This is a genomic window from Campylobacter concisus (genome assembly GCF_003048575.1).
Taxonomy (GTDB): Bacteria; Campylobacterota; Campylobacteria; order Campylobacterales; family Campylobacteraceae; genus Campylobacter_A; species Campylobacter_A concisus_U.
Genome location: NZ_PIRZ01000001.1, coordinates 268956 through 295615, shown reverse-complemented (window position 1 = coordinate 295615; position 26660 = coordinate 268956). Strand labels below are relative to the sequence as shown.

General features: G+C 42.0%; 26 protein-coding genes, 1 tRNA gene and 2 pseudogenes. 15 read left to right on the top strand and 14 right to left on the bottom strand.

What is annotated here, in order from left to right; translation table 11 throughout:
- Window positions 1-285: 285 nt before the first annotated feature.
- Genes CVS84_RS01515 through nifB form a run of 3 tightly spaced genes read left to right on the top strand, consistent with a single transcriptional unit; the run spans window position 286 to window position 2778 of the window.
- Window positions 286-1146, top strand: a complete 861-nt coding sequence (locus tag CVS84_RS01515) for a substrate-binding domain-containing protein (protein WP_107690873.1) — start codon at window positions 286-288, stop codon at window positions 1144-1146.
- Window positions 1139-1951, top strand: coding sequence for a 4Fe-4S binding protein (locus CVS84_RS01510; RefSeq protein WP_107690872.1), 813 nt, complete (start codon window positions 1139-1141; stop codon window positions 1949-1951). Before CVS84_RS01515 ends, CVS84_RS01510 begins: the two co-directional genes overlap by 8 nt.
- Window positions 1951-2778 (top strand): nitrogenase cofactor biosynthesis protein NifB, encoded by an 828-nt coding sequence (nifB, locus tag CVS84_RS01505; RefSeq protein ID WP_107690871.1) that lies wholly within the window; start codon window positions 1951-1953, stop codon window positions 2776-2778. The genes CVS84_RS01510 and nifB overlap by 1 nt, the downstream gene beginning before the upstream one ends.
- Window positions 2779-3290: 512 nt before the next feature.
- Here nifB and CVS84_RS01500 read toward each other — a convergent pair.
- Window positions 3291-3464: pseudogene (locus tag CVS84_RS01500) on the bottom strand (ATP-binding protein); the annotation flags it as partial.
- 376 nt (window positions 3465-3840) lie between these two features.
- Here CVS84_RS01500 and fdhD point away from each other — a divergent pair.
- The 5 genes from fdhD to CVS84_RS01475 all read left to right on the top strand — a co-directional run bounded on the left by fdhD (window position 3841) and on the right by CVS84_RS01475 (window position 8366).
- A complete protein-coding gene (gene fdhD, locus CVS84_RS01495; protein WP_107690870.1) occupies window positions 3841-4623 on the top strand; it encodes a formate dehydrogenase accessory sulfurtransferase FdhD in 783 nt (260 codons plus the stop codon).
- On the top strand, window positions 4616-5383 hold the full coding sequence (locus CVS84_RS01490) for a winged helix-turn-helix domain-containing protein (RefSeq protein ID WP_107690869.1): 768 nt from the start codon (window positions 4616-4618) through the stop codon (window positions 5381-5383). The genes fdhD and CVS84_RS01490 overlap by 8 nt, the downstream gene beginning before the upstream one ends.
- 27 nt (window positions 5384-5410) lie before the next feature.
- Window positions 5411-5599 carry a hypothetical protein gene (locus CVS84_RS01485; protein ID WP_002951016.1) on the top strand — a complete coding sequence of 63 codons (189 nt, stop codon included), beginning with the start codon at window positions 5411-5413 and terminating at the stop codon, window positions 5597-5599.
- Window positions 5600-5781: 182 nt separating this feature from the next.
- Window positions 5782-7107, top strand: a complete 1326-nt coding sequence (locus CVS84_RS01480) for an aminotransferase class V-fold PLP-dependent enzyme (RefSeq protein ID WP_107690868.1) — start codon at window positions 5782-5784, stop codon at window positions 7105-7107.
- A gap of 56 nt (window positions 7108-7163) precedes the next feature.
- Window positions 7164-8366, top strand: a complete 1203-nt coding sequence (locus tag CVS84_RS01475) for a hypothetical protein (RefSeq protein ID WP_107690867.1) — start codon at window positions 7164-7166, stop codon at window positions 8364-8366.
- 73 nt (window positions 8367-8439) lie between these two features.
- Here CVS84_RS01475 and tupA read toward each other — a convergent pair whose 3' ends face one another.
- Window positions 8440-9258 (bottom strand): tungstate ABC transporter substrate-binding protein TupA, encoded by an 819-nt coding sequence (gene tupA / locus CVS84_RS01470; protein ID WP_107690866.1) that lies wholly within the window; start codon window positions 9256-9258, stop codon window positions 8440-8442.
- Window positions 9259-9330: 72 nt separating this feature from the next.
- Here tupA and tupB point away from each other — a divergent pair, with 72 nt between their 5' ends.
- From tupB to fdh3B, 6 genes are all read left to right on the top strand, one after another.
- The gene (gene tupB / locus CVS84_RS01465) at window positions 9331-10023 is read left to right on the top strand and encodes a tungstate ABC transporter permease TupB (protein WP_103582478.1); all 693 of its coding nucleotides are present in this window, start codon (window positions 9331-9333) and stop codon (window positions 10021-10023) included.
- A gap of 93 nt (window positions 10024-10116) precedes the next feature.
- The gene (gene tupC, locus CVS84_RS01460) at window positions 10117-11070 is read left to right on the top strand and encodes a tungstate ABC transporter ATP-binding protein TupC (protein ID WP_107690865.1); all 954 of its coding nucleotides are present in this window, start codon (window positions 10117-10119) and stop codon (window positions 11068-11070) included.
- A gap of 301 nt (window positions 11071-11371) precedes the next feature.
- Complete coding sequence (locus CVS84_RS01455) at window positions 11372-12097, top strand: molecular chaperone (RefSeq protein WP_107690864.1); 726 nt, start codon at window positions 11372-11374, stop codon at window positions 12095-12097.
- A complete protein-coding gene (locus CVS84_RS01450; protein WP_009496297.1) occupies window positions 12084-12260 on the top strand; it encodes a twin-arginine translocation signal domain-containing protein in 177 nt (58 codons plus the stop codon). The genes CVS84_RS01455 and CVS84_RS01450 overlap by 14 nt, the downstream gene beginning before the upstream one ends.
- Window positions 12261-12306: 46 nt before the next feature.
- A complete protein-coding gene (locus CVS84_RS01445) occupies window positions 12307-15117 on the top strand; it encodes a molybdopterin-dependent oxidoreductase (RefSeq protein WP_107690981.1) in 2811 nt (936 codons plus the stop codon).
- Between the two features lies 1 nt (window position 15118).
- A complete protein-coding gene (gene fdh3B / locus CVS84_RS01440) occupies window positions 15119-15760 on the top strand; it encodes a formate dehydrogenase FDH3 subunit beta (protein ID WP_087584695.1) in 642 nt (213 codons plus the stop codon).
- Between the two features lie 201 nt (window positions 15761-15961).
- On the opposite strand, the gene CVS84_RS09770 is transcribed toward fdh3B, so the two are convergent.
- The 3 genes from CVS84_RS09770 to CVS84_RS01420 all read right to left on the bottom strand — a co-directional run bounded on the left by CVS84_RS09770 (window position 15962) and on the right by CVS84_RS01420 (window position 19679).
- Entirely contained in the window at window positions 15962-18205 is a 2244-nt protein-coding gene (locus CVS84_RS09770) for a molybdopterin oxidoreductase family protein (RefSeq protein WP_413784317.1), read from the bottom strand.
- 470 nt (window positions 18206-18675) lie between these two features.
- Entirely contained in the window at window positions 18676-19020 is a 345-nt protein-coding gene (locus CVS84_RS01425; protein ID WP_159070060.1) for a hypothetical protein, read from the bottom strand.
- A 44-nt stretch (window positions 19021-19064) separates the two neighbouring features.
- Window positions 19065-19679, bottom strand: coding sequence for a hypothetical protein (locus CVS84_RS01420; RefSeq protein ID WP_159070059.1), 615 nt, complete (start codon window positions 19677-19679; stop codon window positions 19065-19067).
- A gap of 26 nt (window positions 19680-19705) precedes the next feature.
- On the opposite strand from CVS84_RS01420, the pseudogene CVS84_RS01415 reads away from it, so the two are divergent.
- A pseudogene (locus CVS84_RS01415) lies at window positions 19706-20418 on the top strand (IS1595 family transposase).
- A 19-nt stretch (window positions 20419-20437) separates the two neighbouring features.
- On the opposite strand, the gene CVS84_RS01410 reads toward CVS84_RS01415, so the two are convergent.
- The 9 genes from CVS84_RS01410 to CVS84_RS01370 form a co-directional block, all read right to left on the bottom strand.
- Window positions 20438-21208, bottom strand: coding sequence for a hypothetical protein (locus CVS84_RS01410; RefSeq protein ID WP_234411880.1), 771 nt, complete (start codon window positions 21206-21208; stop codon window positions 20438-20440).
- 34 nt (window positions 21209-21242) lie between these two features.
- Window positions 21243-21509, bottom strand: coding sequence for a helix-turn-helix transcriptional regulator (locus CVS84_RS01405; RefSeq protein ID WP_107690860.1), 267 nt, complete (start codon window positions 21507-21509; stop codon window positions 21243-21245).
- 335 nt (window positions 21510-21844) lie between these two features.
- Window positions 21845-21919: transfer RNA gene (locus CVS84_RS01400), tRNA-Asn, on the bottom strand.
- 112 nt (window positions 21920-22031) lie between these two features.
- Complete coding sequence (gene mnmA, locus CVS84_RS01395; protein WP_107690859.1) at window positions 22032-23054, bottom strand: tRNA 2-thiouridine(34) synthase MnmA; 1023 nt, start codon at window positions 23052-23054, stop codon at window positions 22032-22034.
- A gap of 47 nt (window positions 23055-23101) precedes the next feature.
- A complete protein-coding gene (locus CVS84_RS01390) occupies window positions 23102-23695 on the bottom strand; it encodes a TIGR00730 family Rossman fold protein (RefSeq protein ID WP_087585564.1) in 594 nt (197 codons plus the stop codon).
- Entirely contained in the window at window positions 23695-24543 is an 849-nt protein-coding gene (gene fliY, locus CVS84_RS01385) for a flagellar motor switch protein FliY (RefSeq protein WP_107690858.1), read from the bottom strand. Before fliY ends, CVS84_RS01390 begins: the two co-directional genes overlap by 1 nt.
- Window positions 24533-25636, bottom strand: a complete 1104-nt coding sequence (gene fliM, locus CVS84_RS01380; RefSeq protein ID WP_103629103.1) for a flagellar motor switch protein FliM — start codon at window positions 25634-25636, stop codon at window positions 24533-24535. Before fliM ends, fliY begins: the two co-directional genes overlap by 11 nt.
- Window positions 25636-26340 carry an RNA polymerase sigma factor FliA gene (locus CVS84_RS01375; protein WP_107690857.1) on the bottom strand — a complete coding sequence of 235 codons (705 nt, stop codon included), beginning with the start codon at window positions 26338-26340 and terminating at the stop codon, window positions 25636-25638. The genes fliM and CVS84_RS01375 overlap by 1 nt, the downstream gene beginning before the upstream one ends.
- Entirely contained in the window at window positions 26312-26656 is a 345-nt protein-coding gene (locus CVS84_RS01370) for a hypothetical protein (RefSeq protein ID WP_021090750.1), read from the bottom strand. The genes CVS84_RS01375 and CVS84_RS01370 overlap by 29 nt, the downstream gene beginning before the upstream one ends.
- Between the last annotated feature and the right edge of the window lie 4 nt (window positions 26657-26660).

The window sequence follows — 26660 nt, the reverse complement described above, 5'->3', positions numbered from 1 at the left end:
AAATAAGGGAAGCATTTTACAATATTTTTTATTGTTTAATGACTAAAACCTTAATTACTTTTTAGACATTAAATTTACAATATAAATTTTTATCTTATTAAAATTATCTCGCTTTTTAAAACTACTTTTGGTTATAATTACACCAAATTTGGTCGCAGTTGCGATTTACATTTGCATAAATTTACCTTCAACTACCATTTTTGCAAATTTCAAAAGTCAAATTTTACAAGTTTCGCGTGCCGAAAATATCAAATTTACATTTCTTAAATCCCAAAAGGAGATTTCATGGAATTAAAACAAACCGGTATATCACGCCGTGGCTTTTTAAAAGGTGCTTTAGCCACAGCTGCTGCTGCCACTCCGCAAACGATGCTAGCTGGCTTTACGCCATTTAAGTCTGACTCACTTCAGGTTTGGTCGTGTGGAGGCCTATCTGAAGCATTTAATGAGCTAAATACCATTTACGAGGTAAGAACAGGGCACAATATCCAATACACTGGTGCTTTTGCTGGTGCTCTTGGCAAGTCGCTTTTAGCACTTCAAAGCACGACCGAGCTCTTTGGAGCAAGGGTTTTAGAGCTTTCTAAAAAACTTCGCAAAGCTGGCCTTAGCCTTTACTTTAGGCCACTATGCTTTACCGACTACGTCCTAGTCGTGCCAAAAGGAAACCCTGCTGGCATTCGCGACTTAAAAGACCTTGCTGAGCCAGGAGTTAGAGTGATGCTGCCTCTTAGATCATCGCCCCCTGGCAGTGGCCCAGTCAAAGGGATCTTAAAAAACTCAAACCTCACTGATGCGGTGATGAAAAACATGGTCGCAAACGGATCATGCGTCATAAATATGATGTGCGAGCTAGTTGATGGTAAGGGCGACGCTTCGATCATCGAAAAGCGCCTAACAACACACGATAGGTTCAAAGACAAGATCGAGTATATGCCCATCGATGAAAAGCTCATCCCGCCTGGACCGCTCACTTTTACGCTAAATATAATGAAATATGTAAAAGATGAAAGGCTCGCAAATGACTTTGCAGACTTTGTTTGCGGCACTGAAGGGCAAGAAATTTTTGAAAAACATGGCTTTACCTCCATTTATTCAGCGCGTGGGCTAGAGCTTATAGAAAGGTTTGGTGTAAAAGATGTGTAGTAGCTGTAATAGCGCATGCTCTAATAGTAGTGCATGCGGCAATGTAAATTTAAAAAAGAGAAGCAAAAACTCCCCCACAACAAAGATAAGACGCCTAGTACAGCTCATCTTTATAGCAGGCATCGGACAATGGGCGTATTATGGCATTTTTAGATGCCCCTTTGTAGTGCCTTTTGTAAATTGTCAAAACTGCCCTATCATCACCTGTTGGGGGCGGATCACATCACTATTTTTTGGATTTTGGCTATTTATCCCAGCGCTTGTCATACTCTTTGGCAGGGCATTTTGCGGTTGGGTCTGTCCAGCAGGCTTTGTCAATCAAATGCTTGGTAAATTTGCCTTTTTCAAGCTAAAAATTCGCAGTAAAAAGCTAATAATTGCTCAAATAGGCATGCTAGCTACCATAGCAATCAGCCTTTGGATCTATTTCATCTGGGGCAATCCTCGCATGATGATACCTATAAGAACGAGCGATGAGTACCTAACTGCCCTTACTTTGTCACTTCGCTTTGGTGAATGGGAGTGGGTCACTCGCACAGTGATCATCATCTCAGTCATGCTAGCCTCGCTGATCGTAGCTAACCTTTGGTGCCGTTTCATCTGTCCATCAGGCGGTGTACTTGAAATTTTGCGTAAATTTTCGATATTTCGCGTCTATAAAACAAGTGCCTGTGACGACTGCGACGCATGCTTGCGCAAGTGTGAGATGGGGACAAGACCTGATGAGATAAACTGCACAAACTGCGGTGACTGCCTCAATGTCTGCCATGCAAATGCTATTAAATTTGGAAGGAAAAAGAGCTAATGATCTTTCGCACTAAGGCTGAACTAGACAACCACCCATGCTTTAACAAAAAAGCATCCGCCAACTACGGACGCGTGCATCTGCCAGTTGCCCCTCACTGCAACATCCAGTGCAACTTCTGCAACCGCATATATGACTGCGCTAATGAAAATCGCCCTGGCGTAACGGCAAAGGTGCAAACGCCAGATGAATCGGTGAAATTTTTAGAAAAGCTCTTTAAATTTAGACAAGACATCTCCGTCATCGGCATCGCTGGTCCTGGCGATCCGATGTGTGACGCTGACAAGACGCTAGTAACCTTTGAAAAGTGCAAGTCTCACTTCCCAAACGCCCTACTCTGCCTCTCAACTAATGGCTTAGCGCTGCCTGACCATGTTGATGAGATCGTGCGTCTTGGCGTGAGCCACGTGACAGTGACTGTTAATGCCGTGACGCCAGATGTTGGCTCAAAGGTCTATTCGTGGGTGAGGTATGAGGATAAAAACTACTACGGCGAGGAGGCTGCTAGGATACTGCTAGCACGCCAGGACGAGGGCATCCGCAAGCTAAAAGAGGCTGGCATGCTAGTAAAGATCAACACCGTAGTCATCCCTGGGGTCAATATGGATCACGTCCAAAGCATCTCGGCAAAGGCAAAGCAGTGGGGAGCTGACATAATGAACTGCATGGCGATGATACCGGTGCATGATACGCCTTTTGAAAATTTAAAATCCCCTTCAAGTGATGAAATTCACCGCATCCGAAGATCAATAGGTAGTGACATAAATCAAATGTCGCATTGCAGTAGATGCCGCGCTGATGCATGCGGCAAACTTGGCGAAAGATAGAGATAAAAGGCACTAAATTTAGTGTCTTTTTTGGTTTTTGGTTTTTGGTTTTTGGTTTGTGGTTTGTGGTTTGTGGCCCTCTGCTAAATTTTGTAAATTTTGTTAGATATCAAAGTTATAAAAAGCATAGGAAAGAGTGGTTAACTCGTAGTTAGAGCAAGCTTTGCTCAAAAACAAAGTGGCGAAAATTTCTTTACATTACTTTGAAAAACATCTTTTTACAAACTCTTTTAAAAGCTTTTTAAGTGAGCTTTAAATCACACATCTTAATACCTTACCAACTTATAGAATAAGCGTTGCTATCTTCATCTATCTCGTAGTTTTGATAGTCTTTGTTGAAGCTTATGATATGAGCATGCCCTAAGAGCTCTTTTTGAAGCAACCTAATCATGAAATTTCTATAAAAGTTTATGACTTTAACTTTGTTTTAAAAATAGACGCCGTTTTATGCGGCGTTTAAATTTATACTCGTATTTATTTGCTATTTCATAAATTTTGTCTTAGCAAACTACCTAAATTTTCACTTGCTTTAAATTTACAAGCTCAAATTCTACCCAAAATTCGCTTCCAGCTCCAACTTCACTTTTTACTCCAAGCTTTGCGCCGTGAATTTTAGCGATGTTTGCAGCAATAGCAAGACCAAGACCACTACCTGTGTTTAGGCTTTTGTTTCTTGAGCTATCAGCTTGATAAAAATTAGTTTTTTTGACTTGACTCTATAATATAAATTTCCTTCTCGGTCTTACGTCAGGCTACAAATTATATTTATGATTTTTCAAGATTTAATCTACATATGCGGCAAGTTATGTGCAATCCAATTCTAGCCTTATGCTATTTTTACTATTCTTTTATTTCTTATGCAAATGATAGATAATGATAAAATCTTAGTCAAAAAATATCTTAAGATATATGCTAAATTTGCATATATAAATCATTATCAGATACCGATAAAATCGTACTAAAAATAGTTTAAGTTTTTCCTTGATTTAAGCAAGATTTCACTACAATCAAATCTTGAATTTAGATTTTCAAGCTATCATTTCGCAAAAATTAAGGAAAATCATGCAACCTATTTTTACGACCCAAATCACCAAATTTAAAGGCGCACAAAAAAGCGTCGTTGATGATATTTTGGTGCGCGAGATCAAGCTTGAGATCTACATAAACGGCAAGCGTTTCGGCGCGCTCATGGCAACTCCGACCGATCAGGAGGCACTAGCTGCAGGCTATCTAATCAGCGAAAATTTGATCGCGAGCCCCGAGGATATCGAGAGTATAGAGCTTTCAGAGGATGCTTTAAGCGTGCGGGTAAAGGCCAAAATCAACGAAAAGCGCCTCGAGCAGTTTGACGAGGAAAAGGTGATAATCAGCGGCTGCGGGCGCAGCTCGACGGCAAATATCGATCCAGAGGCCATGGTGGCGCGCTCGATAAAGGGCGAGGTTAAATTTCGCAAAGACGAAATTTTGCGCCAGATGGGGCAGTTTTACACGCAGTGCGAGCTTTACGAGATGACGGGCTGCGTGCACACGGCTAAGCTTTTTGTTAGCGGCGAGCAGTTTTACATCGGCGAGGATATCGCTCAGCACAACACGATAGACAAAGCCGTCGGCAAGGCGGTACTAGCAGGAGTGCAGCTGCAAAATTCATTTTTGATGGTGAGCGGGAGGTTGAGCTCTGAGATGGTGGCAAAAGCCGTCATGCACGGCATCCCGGTGCTCGTCTCGCGCACGGCTCCGACTAGCCTTGGCGTCGTGATAGCGCGTAAATTTAACCTCACGCTGTGCGGCTTTGCGCGCGGCGAAAATATAAATGTATATAGCGGCGCGGAGAGAATCTATGAGTGAGCAAATCCGCGAACTGATAACCAAACTGCTAAATCCAAAGGGCAGGCTAGACTGTGGCGCTGCGTTTAAGATCGCCGCAAAACTAGGCGTAGAGGTCGGTCTGGTTAGCGACGAGGCCGAAAAAATGGGCGTAAAGATCGACAACTGCGAGCTAGGGCAGTTTGGCGGGCTGGAAAACGGACGGGGCAAATACACCGTGATGACGCAGCTAAAGCAGATGACCGACGAAAAAGACAGAATCCTGTGCAAAGACGCTAGAGACGCGGCTGCGGGCGTGGGGCTAAAGACGATCCGATCAACGTTAAAAGACTATAAAATCGACGTAAAATACTGCCAGTTGGGGTGTTTTAAGGAGAAGAAAGGAAAAAAGATGAGAGTAAAAACCAAAACTTGGATAGAAAACGACGAGGGCGAGCTTATCTTTGGCAAGGGTAAAACCGAAGTCCTAGACGTCATCGCCGAGGTCGGCTCAATCTCAAAGGCTGCCGAAATCCTAGGCATGAACTATAAAAAATGCTGGACTCATCTGCAAATTTTGCAAAAAAATCTAAAAGAGGAGCTTTTTACGACTAGGCAGGGCGGCGGAGAAAACGCAGGCACGACGCTAAACGAGCGCGCGCATGAGCTCATAAACGCCTATAGACAGCTTCAAAACGACATCGAGGATTTTGCGGATAAGCGCTTTAAGGAGTTGTTTTTGAAAAAAGACGGCGAGAAAAATGACGCAGCTAAAGACGACAAAAAAGATAAAAATAAATAAAACCACATTAAATTTAAGGGAGAAAAAATGTACGTAAAACTAAACGATAGGGTCTATCTAAACAAAGACAAGATCACTAGAATAAAGGTAGATAGCGTCCAAGACGGTATCAGGATCCGCTTCTACGAGGGGCAAAATCAAGTCGCTAAAAGCGGACGCTTCGAAACTGAGGCAAAAGCTATCGAGTGGCTAGAGAAAAATTTTATAAACAAATAATAAAATGGTCGTGAGCCTCTGTGGCTCGCGCTTCTGTGCTTTATCAAGTTAAATTTGCCGCTTTGCGGTTAAATTTAGCTTGCTCAAATTTAACCTCCAAATTTACTAAATCATTTCCACCGCAAAAGCCCCAAATTTGCGAAAATTTACTATAATTACTGTATCAAATTTAAAGAGTAAAAATGGCAAATTTAGACGAAATAAGAAAAAATATCATCCTAAAACAAGGCGTGCACTATTTTGATTTCGCGGCTTCGGGGCTTGCTTACGAGCCCGTAGAGCGCGAGATAGCGGACGTTTTAAAAACCTATGCCAACACCCACTCCGATAGTAGCTCGAGCGCGATCATCACGCAGAGGCGCTACGAGGGCGCGCGCGAGAGCCTGAAAAAGCTGCTGGGCCTTGACGAGCGGTTTTATCTCATCGCCTGCGGACAGGGTGCGACAGCCGCGATCAAGAAATTTCAGGAGTTGCTTGGCATCTACTTGCCGCCTGCGACCAGAAGCGCGATCGGCGAGGCAAATTTACGCGCCGCACAGCTTCCGCTCGTGCTCGTTTCGCCCTACGAACACCACTCAAACGAGCTTAGCTTTCGCGAGGGGCTTTGCGACTACCTGCGTGTGCCTCTTAGCGAGGGCGGCGAGATCGATCTGCTAGCACTCGAGCGTATCCTAAAGCTAAATGCGGGACGCCGCATCATCGGCTCGTTTAGCGCCGCCTCAAACGTCACGGGCGTCGTTAGCGACTACAAAAAAATCAGCGAGCTAATCAGGGCTGCGGGCGGCATCGTAGCCTTTGACTGCGCGGCGCTGAGCTCGCACGCAAATTTAGACTGCGACCATTTCGATGCGATTTTCCTCTCGCCGCATAAATTGCTCGGAGGGCCTGCTAGCTGCGGGCTTTTGGCGATCAAAAATGAGCTTTTTAACAGCGACGTGCCGACATTTGCCGCGGGCGGTACTGTCGCCTACGCTAACCGCGAGGGCCACGTGTTTTTGAAAAATCCCGAGCAGCTAGAAGAAGGCGGTACGCCGCCTATTATCGGGCTTATGCGGGCAAATTTGGCATATGCGCTGCGAAACGAGGTGGGCTTCGAGCAAATAAAAAGTGCCGAGGACGAGCTAGCGCGGCTTTTTGAGAGCGAGCTAGCGGGCATTGATGAGATCATAAACTACGCTCCAAAGGGCACGCCGCGGCTGCCGATTTTTTCGTTTAACATTCGCGGCGTATCGGCTTATGATTTTGCCGCGAGCCTTAGCAACGACTTTGGTATCCAGACGCGCGCTGGCGTGATGTGCGCAGGCCCGTACGCTCACGATCTGCTGGGTATCAAGGAGGGGCGCATGCCAGAAGCCAAGCCCGGCTTCGTGCGCGTGAGCCTACACTACACGCATACCGAGCAAGACGTGCGTTATCTGGTAGGCGCGATAAAATCCTGCATCAAAAAGCACCGCGAGTTTTGGGGCGAGGAAAAGGCGATGTATGAGATGTTCGGCGGGAAGATTTAGCTTTACAATAGTGGTTAACTAGAAACAAAGTCAACAAATTTAAAGAGGCGCTACAAATGAAAATTCAAATAATATCTTACTCCACAATATTTAAAATAAATGATTCGCACATGTCTTGCACTATTAGCACTTTTGAACATCCTAAGAGTTTTGATGAATTTGATATAAATGTTATAGATTTAAATAGTCCTAACTTATGGAGTTTCAGCCCAGAATACCAAAAGTGCACTGAGGCCGTATATCACCTTAAAACATTAAAAGAAATTATGGAGAACTCTAAAAAAAGCATGTCTATCATATTAATGCCTGCGAACACAAAAGTATCACTGCTTCGTTCTGGAGGCTTAACTGCTCAAACTATTTTAATTAAAGATATTATCAAGCAAATTAATTATGAACTATGCGAATTAACCTTGTCTTATGCGCGGCTAAGATATGAAATAAGTACAACAACCATAGACGAACAGGATTTTTATTCGGATTTTGTATTTGACGATGTAGATTACGAAACTATCAAGCGGTCTAATGGTGGTAAAAGCACAATAATAAAATATAATGAAAGACTATATTCTACTACCCTTCTCATAAAAAATACAGCCAACGATTTAGGAATTTTAATATCATTTATTCTTTCTAGATTTAAAAAATCCGATATTCCTGATTGGTTTAACAGTTTGGAATACTTTGATGATGCTGCGTTAAAAAATAAGCGTAGTGAATTATTGGATATGTATCGGCAAATTAAAAATATAGATAGGCAAATTGATGAAAATAATAAATTCAAATCAATCCTATATTCAACAGGAGATGAGCTAGTTGGTGTAGTGAAGGAAATCTTAGTAGATATTTTCAAACTAACAGACAGTCATTTTACAGATGTGAAAAAAGAAGATTTTAGATTCGAATTTGAAGATGTTAACTTTATGGTAGAGATAAAGGGAATAAATACAAACATCAAAAATAGCAATATAGCACAGTGCAAGAAACATGTAGCTGATTTAATAGCCGAAGACGATACCAAGTCTCCTGGCAATGTAAAAGGCCTGCTAATAGTTAACCCTCAACGCGACATAGAGCCTGGCAAAAGGGAGCCGATACATGCCAATCAAATAAGCTATGCAAAAAGTGAAGGTATATTAATAATAACGACTTTAGAATTACTAAAATTATATCAAGCATACACTAAAGACGAAGTTGTTAGTAATAAATGTTTTGAGACGTTTAAAAATAACGTCGGAGAGTTTAAATTTGATTTATAAAAAGGGCGCAAAGTGCACCCGAATCACGCAAATTTAAGCCATAAATTCGACTCAAATTTGCGCGTAAATAAAATTAGTTTTTGCGACTGTTTGCGTCAGGCGTGAAAAGCGGCTTATCTAGCAGCTTAAAGTCGCCTATAAATTTCTGACCCTCTTCGCTTGTAGCCCATTTTATAAATTTCTCTGCATTTTCGATGTCAGTTTTAGGGCAGTGTTTTGGATTTACTGCGATTAGAGAGTAGAAGTTTTTAAGATCGTTGTCGCCCTCGTTGATGATGACCATCTCAGGCGCGCCTTTTTTGGTGTCCTCGTACTTGATGTAGGTGCCGCGGTCGGTGAACGTCACGCCCTTTTGCTCGGCTGCTGCGTTGATAGTAGCTAGCATACCTTGACCTGTTTGCATATACCAGCCGTCTTTTTCAGGCACTTCGCCGATGATTTTTTTCCAGATACCTTTTTCTTTGTTGTCGGTGCCTGATTTATCGCCGCGAGAGAAAAATTTGATATTCTCTTTTTTGATCAGCTCAAAGCTCTCTTTGATGTCTTTGCCTTTAAATTTATCGGCGATAGATTTATCGGCGATGACGACGAAGTCATTGTACATTACGGGTTTTCTCTCGACGCCAAAGCCCTTTTCTACAAATTCTTTCTCAACTTTTGGCGAATGTACGAAAAGTATGTCCGCATCGCAGTTTTCGCCTAGTTTTAAAGCTGCTCCCGTGCCTACGGCAGTCCATTTGATATCGACGCCCGTTTTTGCCTTATACGCAGGGTAGATCGCGTCTAGTAGCCCCGTGTTATCGGTGCTGGTGGTGGTAGCCATGATGAGTTCGCTATCGCCCGCAAACGCCAAAACGCTCGCGATTAGCGAGCCTAATATTACTTTTTTCATTTTTCTCCTTTTTTAAAAGTATGCTATTATAGCATATTAAATTAACCATATAAACATACGGAGAAATAATATTTGGACTTTCTACTAAACGGATTCTTAGAGGCCTTTAGGCTGCTTTTTAGCGGCGATGAGGAAACGTATTCGGCGATCAGGGCGACGCTTTACACTTCGAGCGTTTCGATATTTTTTACGATTTTAGTCGGTTTTCCGCTAGGCTTTACGCTGGGATTTTACGATTTTAAAGGGCGCAGGATTTTGAGACTGCTCAGCGATACGGCGCTTGCGATGCCCACCGTTGCGATCGGACTTATTTTGTATGCATTTATCACGCGAAACGGCCCGTTTGGCGAGTTTGGGCTGCTTTTTACGCTAAAGGCCGTGATGCTGGGGCAGTTTGTGCTAGCACTACCTATCATCATCTCGCTAAGCGCTAGCGTCGTGGAAAATATGGACAAAAAACACTATCTAACCATCCTAAATTTACGCCTGAGCGCGCCGCGGCTAGTGGGCTGCGTGCTTTACGAGCTGAGGTATGCTCTGATGGTGGTCGTAGCGACGGCGTACGGGCGTATCGTGGCCGAGGTCGGCGTGGCGATGATGATCGGCGGAAATATCAAATATTTTACCCGCACGATCACGACTGCAGTGTCGCTGGAGACGAACAAAGGCGAGTTTGCCATGGGTATCGCGCTGGCTTTGGTGCTCATCTTTATCGCGTTTGCCGTAAATTTGGCGATACACGCGCTAAAAAGGCTTGACCGATGAAATTTGACAAATTTGAAAAATTTACGCTCGCAAAAAGCGCGCTAGGCGCGTCAAACTTGAGTCTTTTCGTAAATTTAACGAGAAAGGCGCAAAGTGATAAACGTTAGAAATTTACGCCTAAACTACGGCGCGAGCGAGATTTTAAACATCCCGCGCCTTGATATCGACGTTACCAAAATCACTGCGCTAACGGGCAGCAACGGCAGCGGCAAAAGCACGCTGATGCGTGTGATGTCGTTTTTACAAAAGCCAACTAGCGGCGAGGTGCGGCTGTGGGGAAGCAGCGCGCCTAGTCTAAATTTACTGCGCGACGTTAGCGTTTTGTTGCCAGAACCGGCACTTTTAAAACGCTCCGTGAGGGAAAATTTTAGGGCCGTTTTAAAAAGCCGCGGAGTGCTGGGGGAATTTGACGAGCGAGCGAGCGAGGCGTTAAATTTGGTCGGGCTTGACGAGAGTTTTTTAAACAAGCGTCACTTTGAGCTTAGCTCCGGACAGACGCAGCGCGTTAGTTTTGCGTTAAATTTGGCGCTTAGATCGCGTCTTTATCTACTCGACGAGCCGACAAATAGCGTGGACATTGGCACGTCAAAGCTGTTTGGCAAGGCGGTGCTTTACATGCGGCAAAGATACGGCTGCGGCTTTGTGATCGCTAGCCACGACGACAAATGGCTAACCGCCATCGCCGAAGAAAACGTTTTTTTGCACAAGGGGCGTGTGTGCGAATTCGAATACAAAAATATATTCGACGCGCGGGACGGGGTTTTAAAATTTAACGAAAAAGCGGTCGTAAATTTGCCGTCAAATTTGTGTAGCGCCGCAAAGATTGCCGTAAACCCGAGTAAAATCACGCTAAGCAAAACGCTGATAGAAGGCTATCTTGAAGGTATCTTGCACTCGGTTTCGCTCTATCTTGGCAAAGAGCTTTTGGTGAAAATCAAAGTCGGCGACTTTTTGATAAAAACGCTGGCGGAGAATTCGCAAAATTTTAACATCGGCGAGAGGATTTATTTTAAATTTGACGAGGAAGCGTTTTTGGGGCTTGAGTGAGCCCTGAAATTTTGCAAATTTCGCTTCAAATTTTAAATTTAGACTCGTTTAACGCCCGTTAAAAGAGCCTAGTTAAAAGTAAATATCAAAATGAAGCGTAAATGCAATATATATGCGGAAATTTCATATTTATTTTATCCCCTAAAATTCGCCGTAAGTAATATGCAACTAAGGCATATTTAAGCATATATTAATTTTTTTAATTTATTTTTTTTTAAGTATAAGAAATAAGCCAAAAAGTAGTATAGTTTCACGATCGAGAAAAATATCAAAAAATAGACAAAAATGATAAAGGAAGGCAATGACTAGCAAGGGCGAATTTGCGGCGGGACGGGGGCTTTACTACTCGCTGTTTTCGCGTTTTTTCGTTTTTAGCCAAGACGCCGATAGATTTGCAGGCGTAAACGCGATGCTAGGTCTTGCCGCAGCGCACGCTCTAAACGAAGAATCGGCCGCTGCCATAATGCGCATACAGGCAAAATTCGACGAGAAAAATCCGCAAAATTTAGTGGATGAATTCGATGAAATTTTCCACGCTCCGCCAAGTCCGCTTAGAAACTCGCTGTCGTACTACGACGAGGGTTACGAGGTCGGGCATGCTTGCGCTAAAGTGCGTAAAATTTTAGCCAGCACCGACCTTAGGCGAGACGAGGCTAAATTTAAAGAAAACGAAGACAACGTAGGATTCGTGTTTGCTCTGATGAGCGAATTTATCGCGCGTGCGAACGAGCTGGAGTTATACGGAGAGCTTGAAGAGCGGCTTTTTAAAGAGATCGTAAATCCAAACATCGACGAGTTTATAGAGAGTCTTTTTAATCACGAAAGTAGCGAAATTTACAAAGACGTCGCGGTACTACTGCAAGGATTTATCGAGTTTGAGCGTGTAGTTTTAAGCGCGCCGCGTCCTATAAATCACGGCAAAAATAAAAAGACTTTGGACGGAGTTTCAAGATCTGAGGCTATAAGAAGACAAAAAAATCGAGTGAGAAAGCTAAAAGCTATGGAGGAAGAAAATGCAAAAAAATAGGCGAGAATTTTTAAAAAAGGCGGGGCTAGTCGGAGCTGTAGCGGCTACGGCCGGAGTAGCGACAGCAGCGGCGTCAAACCTAAAATACGGTAAAAGCAAAAAGACCGAGGTGCTTTATAAAAGAAGCAAAAACTGGGATCTATACTACGAACAAGCAAAATAATAAAATTTAAGAAAGGATAAATATGTCTGAGGCAAATTTACGTCTTATGCCCCACTCAAACGCAGTCGGGCGAAGATCATTTTTAAAAATGGCCGCGCTAGCGGGCGTAGCGGGCGGCATGAGTGGACTGGCCGCTAGCGGCGTAACCAGAAGTGCGACTCAAGAAGAGATGGCAAATCCGTTTCCTAACTCTAAAATCGTAAAAACTATTTGTACGGTTTGCTCCGTTGGATGCGGAGTGCGGGCCGAGGTAGAAAACGGCGTTTGGGTGCGCCAAGAGGTAGCCCAAGATCACCCGGTAAGCGCGGGCGGCCACTGTTGTAAGGGCAGCGACGTCATCGATATGGTGCGCTCTCACTGCCGCGTAAAATACCCGATGAAAAAAGCAGGCGGCAAATGGAAACGCATCAGCTACAAAGAGGCTCTCGACGAGATCGGCGCCAAACTAAAGGCGTATCGCGAAAAAAATCCGGAGCAAGTAATGTTTCTAGGCTCTGCAAAAGATTGCAACGAACAAAGCTATTATATAAGCAAATTCGTAGCGATGTTCGGGACTAATAACCTAGATCACCAAGCACGTCTTTGACACAGCTCTACAGTCGCCGGTGTGGCGAATACTTGGGGTTACGGAGCTATGACAAATCATCTTGGAGATATCCAAAACGCGAAGTCTATCTTTATAGTGGGCGCAAATCCGGCGGTAAATCACCCGGTCGGCTTTAGACATTTTCTAAAAGCGAAGGAAAATAACGGCGCAAAGCTAATCGTGGTCGATCCAAGATACACGAGAACTGCGGCTAAGGCTGATTATTTTGCTCAAATTCGTACCGGCACGGATATACCTTTTATGTACGGCATGATGAATATCATATTTCAAAACGGCTGGGAAGATAAGGAATTTATAAACGACCGCGTCTACGGCATGGATCTGATCCGCGAAGAGGCTGCCAAATGGACGCCTGAAGTCGTAGCAGATGTTTGCGGGATCAAAAAAGAGACGCTTCTTGAGATAACCGAAGTTTACGCTAAAAATCGCCCGGGATCGGTCGTTTGGGCGATGGGTCTAACTCAACACACCATAGGCAGCTCAAATACCCGTATCGCTCCGATCCTACAACTAGTGCTAGGAAATATGGGCGTTAGCGGCGGCGGCTGTAACATCCTTCGCGGCCACGACAACGTTCAAGGTGCGACGGATATGGCGAATTTGCCGACCGAGTTGCCCGGATACTATCCAAAAAACGAAGCCAACTGGAAATACTTCGCTAAGATGTGGAAGGTTGATTTTGAATGGCTCCAAAAGAATTTCGTTAAGCCTGAAATGATGTTTAAGCCCGGATTTACGCTATCAAAATGGTGGGCGGGCGTGCTTGACGGTAAAAACGGCAACGAAGCCGTAGATAATGCCGGCGACAGTATAAAAGCCTTAGTAGTAATCGGCAACGGTATCACCTCTACCGCGCAACAAGTAAAAGTAAAAGAGGGCCTAGATGCGCTTGAGCTTTTGGTTCTAGTAGATCCTTTCGTAAATGATGCCGGCGTGATAACGGACAAAAAAGACGATGTCTATATACTGCCTGCGGCGACGCAGTTTGAAACCAGCGGCACCGTCGTAGCCACAAACCGCAGCGGCCAGTGGAGAAGCCAGGTCGTAGAGCCGCTTTTTGAGAGTATGCCCGATCACGAAATTTTATTCGAGCTTGCCAAAAGGCTAGGATACTATGACGAACTAACGCGCACGATCAGAGACGCTGAAGGCAAGATTGAGTGGCCTGAAGTCGCTACTCGCGAGATCGCAAATATAGTTAAAACTATCGGCATGACGGGTTGGACTCCGGAAAGGCTCAAAAAGCACCAAGAAAACTGGGATAAATTTGACGAAAAAACAAGCCTAGGAAAACCGGGCACCGTAGTTGAAGGCGAGTACTACGGTCTGCCGTGGCCTTGCTGGACGGAGGATCATCCGGGCAGCCCGATACTTTACGATATAAACAAATCCGTTAGGCAAGGCGGTATGGGTTTTAGAAACCGCTTCGGCTTAGAGCATAACGGAGTTAGCCAATTAGCCGCAGACGGTAGTGCGCCCGTAGATTCGTTTGTCAAGGGCGGATATCCGGAGATCAAAAAAGATAACATCGAAAAGGTGCTAGGCATCACGCTAACCGAGGATGAAAAGGCTAAAATAGGCGGCAGCTGGATACATGACGATAGTAATATCATCGCTAAAAAATGCATGGAGAAAAACATCGCTCCGTACGGCAACGCGCGAGCTAGGACGATCGTTTGGACTTTTGCGGATCAAATTCCTCTTCACAGAGAGCCGCTGCATACGCCTAGATTCGATCTGGCGCAGAAGTATCCGAGCTTTGAGGATAAGAAACTTCAAAACCGCGTCGATACAAAATTTAAATCCGTCCAGCTAGCAAAGGACTACTCAAAAGAGTTTCCTATTATCCTCACGACGGCTCGCCTCGTAAATTTTAGCGGCGCGGGCATGGAGACGAGAGCTAGTATGTATCTAAGCCGTCTAACGCCTGAGATGTTTGCGGATATCCACCCTGAGCTTGCGGCTAAACACGGCATTAAAAACTGGGATTTCATCTGGGTTTATTCGCCTGAGGGCACTAAGGTTAAGGTGCGCGCTAGAGTAGTACCGTCCGTTAAACCCGACACTATCTTTATGCCGTTTCATTATGCGGGTTATATGCAAGGCACCGATATGACGGGCAATTTCCCGGAAGGCACAAAGCCTTATGCGGTAGGCGAGAGCGCAAATACCGTCACTAACTACGGATATGATATAAACACTCAGATTCCTGAAACCAAAAGCGGTCTATGCCGCATAGAAAAGGCGTAAAATGAGCGAATTTAACGATAACAATAGACTTAAATTTTACTGCGACGACGATAGATGCATCGACTGTAACGGCTGTGCGGTAGCTTGCGACGAGGCTCACGAGCTGCCTCTTGGCATCCGCCGCCGCCGCGTCATCACGCTAAACGAAGGCGTACCCGGCAAGGAAATATCGACCTCGATAGCTTGCATGCACTGCGAGGATGCGCCGTGCTCGCTGGTTTGCCCGGTCGATTGCTTTTACATCAGAGCCGACGGCGTAGTACTACACGACAAAGATATCTGCATCGGCTGCGGATACTGCCTATACGCGTGTCCGTTCGGTGCACCACAATTCCCTAAAGATGGTGTATTTGGCGCAAGAGGCGTTATGGATAAATGTACGATGTGTGCAGGTGGTCCAGAGCCTACAAATAGCGAGCTAGAGCGTGAAGAGTATGGCCAAAACAGAATTTCTGAAGGTAAAGTACCAGTTTGTGCGGCGATGTGCTCAACAAAGGCGCTGCTAGTAGGAGAATCTACAATGATAGAGAAAATCTACGGTGATAGGGTTAAGGCTCGCGGCTACGGCTTTAAAGACCTAAAACAAACTCCGACCTGGAAGCTTGCTTATTATGCTGGCGATAGGCTTAAGATAAAATCTTAAAATTTAGCTCGCTCTCGCCGAGATTGCAGGGGCGAGTAATCTCATCAAATTTGACGCGGTTTGGCTGCGTCAAATTTAACTCGCGCTTCTTTTCGCTTCATTAAATTTACATAGATAGTTCGTCAAATTTGAATGCGGATAAATTTGAAATCAATATGTAGATAAAATTTAAGTAGAAAAGGGCGGTCTCCCGCCCTAAATTTAAGCCCTAACAGGCGACAAATACGGATTTGCCGAGTGCATCGACATCTCGTTTTGCTCTCTAAATTTGATAAACTCATCTTCGCTTAGACGCCTAATATTTGCTATCGTCATCTTTAGCGGTGTGATGCCTGAGAGCGGATCTGGGTCGCCGGCGTTTGCTAGCTCGTTACCGTCGGCCTCGCTATAGTGGAAGGTCGTAAATATCGTGCCTTCTTTTAAATCCGGATTTACGCGCAGTTTTGCTGCGATCTGGCCGCGCTTGTTTTGCACGAGCGCGTAGCAGCCTTCCTCTAGCTCTCTCTCGCGAGCGATATCCGGGCTCACCTCGATGAGTGCGCCTTCTACGCCCGCGCCGTATTCAAGAGCCGGACACTCTCTAGTCATCGTGCCGGTATGGTAGTGAAAGACCTTGCGTCCGGTCGTAAATAGGCACGGATATACCTCGTCTGGTACTTCGCTAAGCGCGCCGCTACCGACCGGATAGCCGTCCGGGATATTCATCTTGGCTCTAAATTCGGCTTCAGCTTTTGCACGTTCATTTTTATCCTCTACGTAAAGCACCGGCGCAAATCGGAATGTACCGCCCGGTAGCATAGACTTGTGATCTGCGTAAAGCACGGGCGTACCTGGATGCTCCTCGTCTGGGCAAGGCCAGCTGATACCTCCTAGTTTGCCTAGTCTATAGTAGCTGATACCGCCGAAAAATTTAGGCATAAGCTCCCTTAGCTCGTTCCAAATTTGCTCAGGGCTCGCAAAATCAAACCCCTCTAGCCCCATGCGGTTTGCGATGTTGCAAACGACCTTCCAATCAGGCTCCACGCCGTTAACGGGCTCGCTAGCTTTGCGAGTGCGTTGGACGCGGCGAGAGGTATTGATAAAGGTTCCGTCCTTTTCGCCCCAGCCCGCGGCAGGTAGCACCACGTCGGCCTTGTGCGCGCTCTCGGTAAAGAAAAGATCCTGCACGATAAAGCAGTCTAGGTGATGTACGGCGTGGACGAAGTGCTCAGTCCAAGGATCGCTCATTACGGGGTTTTCGCCGTAGACGTAGAGGACTTTTAGCTCGCCGCTATCCATTTTATCCGGTGCTTGCGTTAGCTTAAAGCCCGGAACCGGATTTAGCTCAAAGTGCCATACTTTGCGCGCTTGCTCCTGCGCATAAGGGCTGTTTACCGCTCCTGCCGGGATGACGTTAGGCAGCGCGCCCATGTCGCATGCGCCTTGGACGTTGTTTTGACCGCGTAGAGGATTTACGCCCGCACCCTTTTTGCCTAAATTTCCCGTTAAAACGGCTAAATTTGATAGCGAAAAGACGTTTGACGTACCGTCGCTAAACTGCGTGATACCCATCGTGTAGCAAATCGCCGCCGCGCCTGCTTTAGCATACATTCTAGCTGCCTCTATGATGAGCTCTTTTTTTATACCGGTTTCTCGCTCGAAACGCTCAGGCGTAAAGTCCTTAACCACTTCTTTTAGATATTCAAATCCCTCGGAGTACTTCTCGATAAACTCGCTATCTTGCAAATTTTCGGCGATGATTACGTGCATCATCGTATTTAGCGTTTTGATATTCGCTCCGATCGGGATTTGCAGATAGATATCGGCTTTTTTGGCCATATCGGTGCGTTTTGGATCTACGACGATCATCTTTGCGCCGCGCTGAAGTCCGCGCTGCATCTGCATAGCGATGATCGGGTGGCACTCGCTCGTGTTGGTACCGATCAGTAAAAATACGTCCGTATCGGTCGCAAATTCGACCAAGTCGTTCGTCATCGTTCCGTTTCCTAGCGTGCTGGCAAGACCTGCCACTGTAGGAGCGTGTCAAAGACGAGCACAGTGATCGACGTTGTTGCTACCCTGAGCGCGAAAAAATTTCTGAAAAACGTAGTTGTCTTCGTTATTTGAACGAGCAGAGCTAAAGCCCATGATCGAGCTTGGGCCGTATTTTGCGACGGTGGATTTAAATTTATCCGCTAGGAAATCATAAACCTCCTCAAAACTCACTTCTTCAAGCTCGCCGTGTTTGTCGTAGACGCCGTTTAGCTTTCTCATCATCGGTCGGCTTAAGCGTTTAGGAGAGTTTACGAACTCCCATCCGAACATTCCTTTTAAGCAAAGCTCGCCATCGTTTACGTGGTGGTCTTTGCTAGGTTTGGCATCTACGATTCTACCGTTTCGCACGATAAGATCGATGCCGCAGCCCGTGCCGCAATATGGACAGGTGGTCTTTACGATCTCTTCCATTTTTGCTCCTTTCTAGTATTACTGAAAATTATGAGATTATTATACAACTGCAAATATAAATTTAGTTTTAAAATTAGTATATTTTTTTAAGAATTATTTAAGTAATATGTAAATTTAGAATATTCCTTTTTTGGCTAAATTTGCCTTTAAAATCGTATTTTGAAAGCAAAAATCACATATTAGTCATTTTGATAAAATTTGTCCTACCGGTACCCACTCTATAACAATCTATTAAAGATTTCTTGCTGCCGATAACTTGCTTATATCTCCATCTAGCAGCTTATTAAAATTCGGTATTAAATTACTTATTTTTGAGATAAAACCAATGACCTTCATTTTAAAGTTTTCTAATATAGTTAACTTATCCTGTAATTTTTCTATCGTTTCGTCTTTAAGCTTTGCTTCTTCTTTCGGCTCCGATATTTTTCGGCATTATGTAGTATCCGCACAAATTCATTTTTTTATTAAATCTAAATAATGTTCGCAAATTTTAGTGTTTTTATGTAATTTTCCATAAAATCCCAATCTGGCTCAAACTCGGTTTCGTTTATTTTTATGGCTGGCAACAAAATGTTTGTTTTTAGGAGCCTATCGCCCGTCCAACTTCTACCGTATGAAAATTTATTTCTTTCTAAGTCTAATATAGTGGTTAAGAACAATCCATTATATTTATTTAGGCGTTCGCTGTATCCACAGGAAGTCTTTCCACTCATTCCGATAAAATCATATCCTTGATACAGCGAGTAGCCTGCACTTCCTTGCCCAAGTTGTATGAATAATACAATTGCCCCTTGAAATGTATTCTTTATTGTCATTAAGCAACCACATAAATTCGTATCCATTTGATTCTTTTTTGCGGCTATATACGCAACGTCTCCCCCCCCCTCCCTATTAAATTATTAGTATTATTTCCTTTTGTTGATTTAATTTTAAGTAAAGTTCCCAATTTAAAATACTTCCAATTAGAAATATTCAAATTTTTATTTATTTTTTGCATCTTAGGTGCAGTATTGCTCAGATTTGCTTTTCCTAATTTTACGACAAAAGACGCATATTCTCTTACGGTTTTTTCAAAATTCTTTATTGATATACTAGAATAGTTTGTTTTCATATATGCTTCAGCCAACCATTCGTCATTTGCATTTATTGTTTTTAAAACAGGGATTCCGTCTTTTTCAATTTTTTTACGATAGAGATTAAACCATTCTTTCTCCGTTTCAGCCCACGAGCCCTCAGCCTTCTCTACTCTACCTAATTTTTTTCTTTTTTGAAAAGCATCATCTTTATAATATCCAAAAAATATTTTATGGGTGTAAGAATACCTAACACCCAATTCAAAAACCATACAACACGCTACTGAAGAAGAGCCGGGATGAAAGACATCCAAAAGCAAAGAAAATACTGTTAAAAGAGTGTGTTCTTTCAGCATTTTTTCTTTATAATTTTTGGCCCTCTTTAACTTAAGCTCACGCAAAGGAGCATTAAGTTACGATGAGTTCGATGAAAAACAAATATATAATCCGTTCCCTAATTTCAGAGAAGAAATTTAGAGAAATTCTAAAGTACTTCGCGGAAGATATAGAAGCATCAAAGATATCGAATTTAACTAAAATTTCAGAAGCAACCCTATGTAAAATTTTTAGAGAAATAAGAAATCTTATGTCTAAAGAGCGTGAGAAGATATCTAAGTTTTCAGGCGAGATAGAGATTGACGAAAGCTACTTTGGAGCTAAGAGAGTAAGAGGTCTTGCACTTGCGCTCTCTTTGAGAAAAGAGGCAGAAGCGCGGCAAATAAAACACCGGTGTTCGAAATGTTAAAGCGTTACGGTAAGGTCTATACCCAAATAGTTAAAAACTGTTCTGCTAATGAACTGATATCGATATTATCGGAGTTTAGCGATCTGGACGAGAGCGTTATTTACTCTGATCGTTGGAAGGCTTATGATGGCTTGGTTGATTACGGAGCAAAAGCGCATCATAGAGTGAAGCACTCTAAAAATGAATTAGCAAATGGTAAAAATCATATCAACGGTATAGAAAACTTTTGAGGATATGTCAAACATAGATTATCTAAATTTAAAGGCATTAAGAAAGAGAATTTCTTGCTTCGTCTTAAAGAGTGCGAATTTAGATATAATACTAAAACTACACAGGAAAACTTATATCAAAAACTATTAAAATTGATAAGAGAGAATCCGCTTAAGTTTAATTGAGCTTTTAATTTTTTAGATCTTACTTGTCGTTAAACTCTTTTTCGTCTAGGTGCATTCTTATTAAATTCTTATGCTTTGCCTTGCTGCCTATTTCGCCTCTTAGAGCGACACCATCAAATGCTATACCGCCCATTTCTTGCATGCTTCTACCGAATTTTAGCGTTTCGCCTTTGCCGTTAAACCTAAGATTTTTATGGTTTTCAAATTGGTAATTCGTAAAAATCAGTTGATAGTGCTCAGTCTTTTCGTCGTTGTGCTCGCTAATCAATAAACACTTTACGCCGTATTTTGCGCAGTATGATCTCACAAATTTAAGGACTCTGTCAAGCGAAACTTGGGCGTTGATAAAATTTGTCTCGGTTTGGCTTAAACCTTCTTTGGGTTCTTTATTTCGATCAGTACCGAAACTTATGACTATTTCGGAAAACCCGACCATATTTTCTCGCCAACGATTCTTTACTACTCTACCGTTTTTATAAATTTTAGTTTGGGCTTCGTAGTCGACTTTCATCTTTTCGTGATACTTTCTCAAAAGCGCTTTTATATATTTCTTATCACTAAATTCTTTATCTCCGGCTGCGATCTCTCGCATGTGGCCGTTGTTGTTATACTCGCTAAGCACTATGTATCTATTATTTCGGCTGTTACCCCTAAGATATCCGATCTTAGAGGCGTGCTTAACCTCTCTAACATTGTGCTCATACCTTATAATAGCCTTTTTGAGCGTCAAGAATTCGCTTCTTACACAAAGAACTAGGCTGTGTCCGCCTATTTGAAGGGCATTACTCATTTTTAGTCCTTTTCTTTATTATCTACTATAGAAATTAAGAGCATGTTTTAACCCTTTTTTGAAAAATATAAGTCGCAATGTCAGTTATCGCAAACGCTATGTGAGAATTCTTTGCATCTCCCATTTTGATATAACGCGGAATATCCCTGCCCTGTGATATGCGAAGATCAAGAGTGGATATACCAATACCAAGAACCGCTGCGGTTTGCTTTCTGTCTAAAACCACCTTTCCTTTATATTGGCTAGATATGTGCTCAAGAAGCGTTTTGTACTCTACGTCGTTATATAGTTCATTAAGCATATTATTTTTCTCCTTTTGCTTAGTTCTTACATAACTAATTGCAGCAACTTTTCGTTTACTTTTGCATTTTTGAACGATTTTTAAGTAATTTTCGAAAAATTTTTAATACCCTATGGTTCCTTAGGGTATTTTAGAGTAATTGAGAGTAAAAAATTATTTTCGTATTTTTAAAAACAAAAATAAAGTATCTTAGATTAACTTAGAAAGCTTGGTAAGAAATTGGAATATTAAAAAATTTCGGGAACAAATAGGGAACAAATTTTATAAAACTAAAAAACTTAAAGTTCTTGAAATATCGGTAAAATTGGGGCTTAAAAGGGATTTTTGAGTATATATGGCTCCGGATGCTGGGTTCGAACCAGCGACCAAGTGATTAACAGTCACCTACTCTACCGCTGAGCTAATCCGGAACACTTGAAAAGAGCTCGTATTATAGACGAAAAGATATGTTTTGTCAATAAATTTTAGCTTAATTTAGAAAAAATCGCACAGAGCCCAATAAATTTTTATAAAAGGCTAAAACTAGCCTTTTATAAATCCACTTGCAATAACCTTATCGCCATCATACATAACACAAAGCTGACCTTGCGCCACACCAAGCGCATTTTGATTTAGCGTTAGTTTCGCCGTTTTATTCTCTTTATCAACCTCAACAAAAGTATCAAGTTTAGGGCTTCTATATCTTATCTTAGTTTCGCACTCAAATTTATCTTTATCTATAAACAAATTTACGTTTTCAAGCTCGACTACCTTTTGAGCCAAGTCATCTTTTGTCCCAACAACGATCTCGTTTTTATCGGCATTTATCTTTATAACGAAATGTGGCTCATGAGCACCAAAAACTTCAAAACCACGGCGTTTACCGATAGTATAGTGCATATAGCCTTGGTGGCGGCCGATTATTTTGCCGTCTTTATCAACTACATTTCCTGGCAAATTTGTATTGTAATGCTTATTTAAAACTTCGATATAAGTATCTTCCACAAAGCAAATTTCACTACTTTCTGCCTGCGTAGCAAATTCTTCAAGCACTTTTACACTTCTTGCAAGCTCTTTTATATCTTTTTTAAATTTATCCCCAAGCGGGAAAATAACATCTTTTAATATCTCTTTTGGCACTTGGGCTAAAAAGTAGCTTTGATCCTTGCTAGGATCTTTTGCGCATGTTATAAATCCATCAATAACTTGCACATAATGCCCAGTAGCAAGCTTCTCACAGCCATTTGCCTTTGCAAAATCAAGCAACGCACCAAGCTTTATAAATTTATTACACAAAGCACAAGGATTTGGCGTCTTGCCCTCTTTATAGAGCTTCACAAAAGGATCATAGACAAACTCGTTAAATTTATCTTGAAGATCCAAAATATGTACCTTTATGCCAAGATACTCGCCTACTTTTTTTACTTTTCTGATATTTTCTTCGTGATATCCTGGCTTTTGATGCAGCATCATATAGCAACCTTGCACTTCATGACCAGCTTCTTGCAGAAATTTAGCCGTCATAGTGCTATCTACACCACCGCTCATTGCGACCATTATTTTCATATTTTTACCTCTTTGAAATTTAAAAGGGGATATTTTATATCTTATTTTTAAATAGCCAAAATTTCATCTACAATAAGCTCTAAATCATCGGTGATTTTGTATAAATTTATATCTTCTTTTTTTATTGTTTTTTGGCTAACTAGCGTATTTTTTATAAACTCATCAAGCCCTTGCCAAAATTCACTCCCAAAAAGAAAAATTTTTACTTTTTTACTACCAACTTGAGCAAGTACTAAAATTTCAAAAAGTTCATCAAGAGTGCCAAAGCCACCTGGAAAGACGACAAATGCGACTGAACGATCGGTAAGTGCAAATTTTCTTGGGCTTAAATTTGAAAAGAGATATTTTGCTGTGACGTAAGGGTTTGTATTTTGTTCAAACGGAAGTCTCACATTTAGGGCTATGCTTGGCGATTTTGCACTATCAAATGCACCCTTGTTTGCGGCTCTCATTATGCCGTCTCCGCCACCAGTTAAGATGGCATATCCCAGCTCGTTTAGCTTATAAGCTAGTTCATAAGCCTTTTTGCAGTAGAAATTTTCTTCATCAAATCTAGCCGAGCCAAAGAAGGTAACATTTTTATTTTTATATTTTAAGACGTTTGGAAAATTTAAAAGATCACTAACTAATTCATTATTCATTATTTTAACTGTTGAAGCCTCTCGCGTTTTGAGCCTATCTGAGTGATCTGGATGCCAAAGTTTCCATCAATTATTACAACTTCGCCAAGGGCTATTACCTTATCGCCGATCAAAATTTCTAGTGGATCGTTTGCTAATTGATTTAGCTCAATAACTGAGCCAATATCCATGGTAAGCACATCTTTTAAGAGCATTCTTTTTGAGCCGATACGAACACGAATAGGTAGCCTAACATCCATTATAAGACCGATATTTCTCATCTCTTCAGCGCTAAAATCGCCCTTAGCTACGTGAGGGGTGCTCGCTGGTGTAGCTGGTGCTTCAGTCTTTGTTGGCTCAAAAAATTTCATCAACGAATGATCGCAAGCAAAACCGATATGTTCGCTTAAGTCTTCGATTTTGACATTAAATAAAAATAGCTTTTCATAAACACTAAAATCAAGCGAAGAATTTTCATCTAAAAAATTTACATTTATTACTTCAAAATTTATCTTTGGCATACCCTTTTGAGCGCCCAAAGATGTACTAAAAGCACTAAAAAGGTTTGAAAATATCTCTTTTGCAGCGTCAAGCTCATCACTGCCTAAATTTTCATTCTTTGAAATTTCCTCTTCGCCCATCATCCATTCGCTAATGGCACTTATTAAAACCGGAGTGCATACTATCTCTGTTTTAGCATTGATATCGCCACTTAAAGCAACGCTAGCCATTACCACTGGAGGCTTTATACCGTTTTGTGTTGGTGCATCAAATTCGTTTCTCTCACCAACCTCTGGAGCTCTACCTGTAAGCCCTTCGATAGTAGCTTTTAGTTCATTAGAAAATATATTAAAAAAATCATTCATCATCTTCGTCACTCTCTTCTTCTTCCATATTGCGTTCGTTGGCTTCATAGGCCATTAGTTTTGCTTTTCTCTCTTCTTCATATTTTTCTAGGATGTTTTTGATCTCATCTTTATCGGAGCGTATTAACTGCTCAATTCTTATAGATTTTCTAAATCTATGAAGTCCGACCTCAGCCAAGAAAACTTCTTTTTTATCTATACAAACGATCGCCTTATCATCAGCTCCTCTATCAAGCCTTAAAATATCGCCTTCTTTTAAATTTAAAAACTCATTTACGCTGATGATCGACTTGCCAAGTATGGCTTCATATAAAATTTCTGCTCGTCCGATAAGTGTTTTTAGCTCTTTGTTTCTGCTCTTTTTTGCACTTGTTTCACCAAGCATAATGTCCCTGTTTGCAAGGCGTGAGAGTATCGGTTCTAGGTAGATAACCGGATAGCATAAATTTATCATACCGCTTGAGCCACCAACTATGATCTCCATAACGACCATGATGACGATCTCATTTTGAGAGACGATCTGTACGACATTTGGACTGCTCTCTTTTGCTTCCACATTTGGGTACATATCAGTTATCATTGACCAGCTCTCTTTAAGACGCTGCATGATCATTCTAAGCACCGCATCAAGCAAATTTACTTCAATGTCGGTTAGTTCTCTATTTGCCTCAAAATTTTCACCAGTTCCGCCAAGCAAACGATCTATCATCGGAAAAGCAATGCTTGGATTTATCTCCAAAACGCAGTTTCCATCAAGCGGTTTTATAGAAAAGACATTAAAACTAGTTGGACTTGGCAAGCTCATCAAAAATTCGCCATAAGTCATCTGATCAACACTGTGAAGTCTGATCTCAACAATACTTCTCATAACACTAGAAATTTGACTAGCTAAATTTCTAGCAAGCTTATCATGGATACCTTTTATCGCACGAAGCTGCTCTTTACTAACGCGGTTTGGACGCTTAAAATCATAAATAATAATCTGCTTTTGTTCGCCTTGCGATCTCTCTTCAACCTCGATATTACTCGTATCGCCGTCTTCATCAACAACTTCAAGTAGCGCGTCTATCTCTTCTTGACTTAAAATATCAGCCATTAAACCCCCAAGCTACGCCTGATACGATCAAGCAAACGTTTATGAATTTGTGAAATTCTACTCTCGCTGATATTCATGATCTGGCTTATCTCTTTTAAATTTAGCTCTTCATAATAATAAAGCTGAACCAACATCTGATCTCTTTCGTCAAAATCTTTTAAAGCTTCTTCTATTTTTAAAATAAGATCTTCTCTTTCAATGCTCTTCTCGACATCGCTTTGACCAATTAGCTCCATTTGCTCGTCTATTGGCAAAATAGTTATGATACCGCTAACACCTCTTGCCTCTCTTATTTTTTCGATATCTTCATTTAATTTATCAGCTAAATACTCATCACTTGGTTCTTCTTCATGCTCATTAAAGTAGTTATCTATCTCGCTGTTTATGCTCTTTACTAGCTTTCTATCGCTTCTACTAACAACATCAAGCGTCCTTAGATAATCAAGCATAGATCCATAAATTCTCTTCTTACCATACCCCCAAAAAGAGTCATTTTGCTCTTTGTCATACTTCCTGCTAAGCTTTATCATCTCTTCAACGCCAATACTTATCAGATCATTTGCATCTATACTTGATGGCAAACGCTCCTTTAATCTAAACGCCATTGCACGCAATGCTGGCATGTATTTTAAGACAATCTCGTCTTGTTCTTTTTTTATCGTGTTTTTATAAGCGTTAAGCTGCTTTTGCTTTAACTCGTGCATTTCGTTTACCAGAATCAAAATTTTCAGCAGTCATTTTTACCATTATATTTTCCATACGCTTTTCTCTAGTATTTAGCTCAGAGATGAGATAGTCTGCGATCTCTTCGTGTTTTTGTTTGTCAAAAATTTTAGTTAAAGCCCTTTTCACATCGATGTAGTTCATGATAACAATGTGAATTATAAGATAAAAAAACAAAGTAATAACTAGTGTATAAACTAGCATTTCGATAGGCTCACTCACCTTTAACAAGGTAAAAACTATACCTACAAAAAAACCACAAACCGTAAAAAATGCTATAAAATTTTCTGCACGCAAAGCT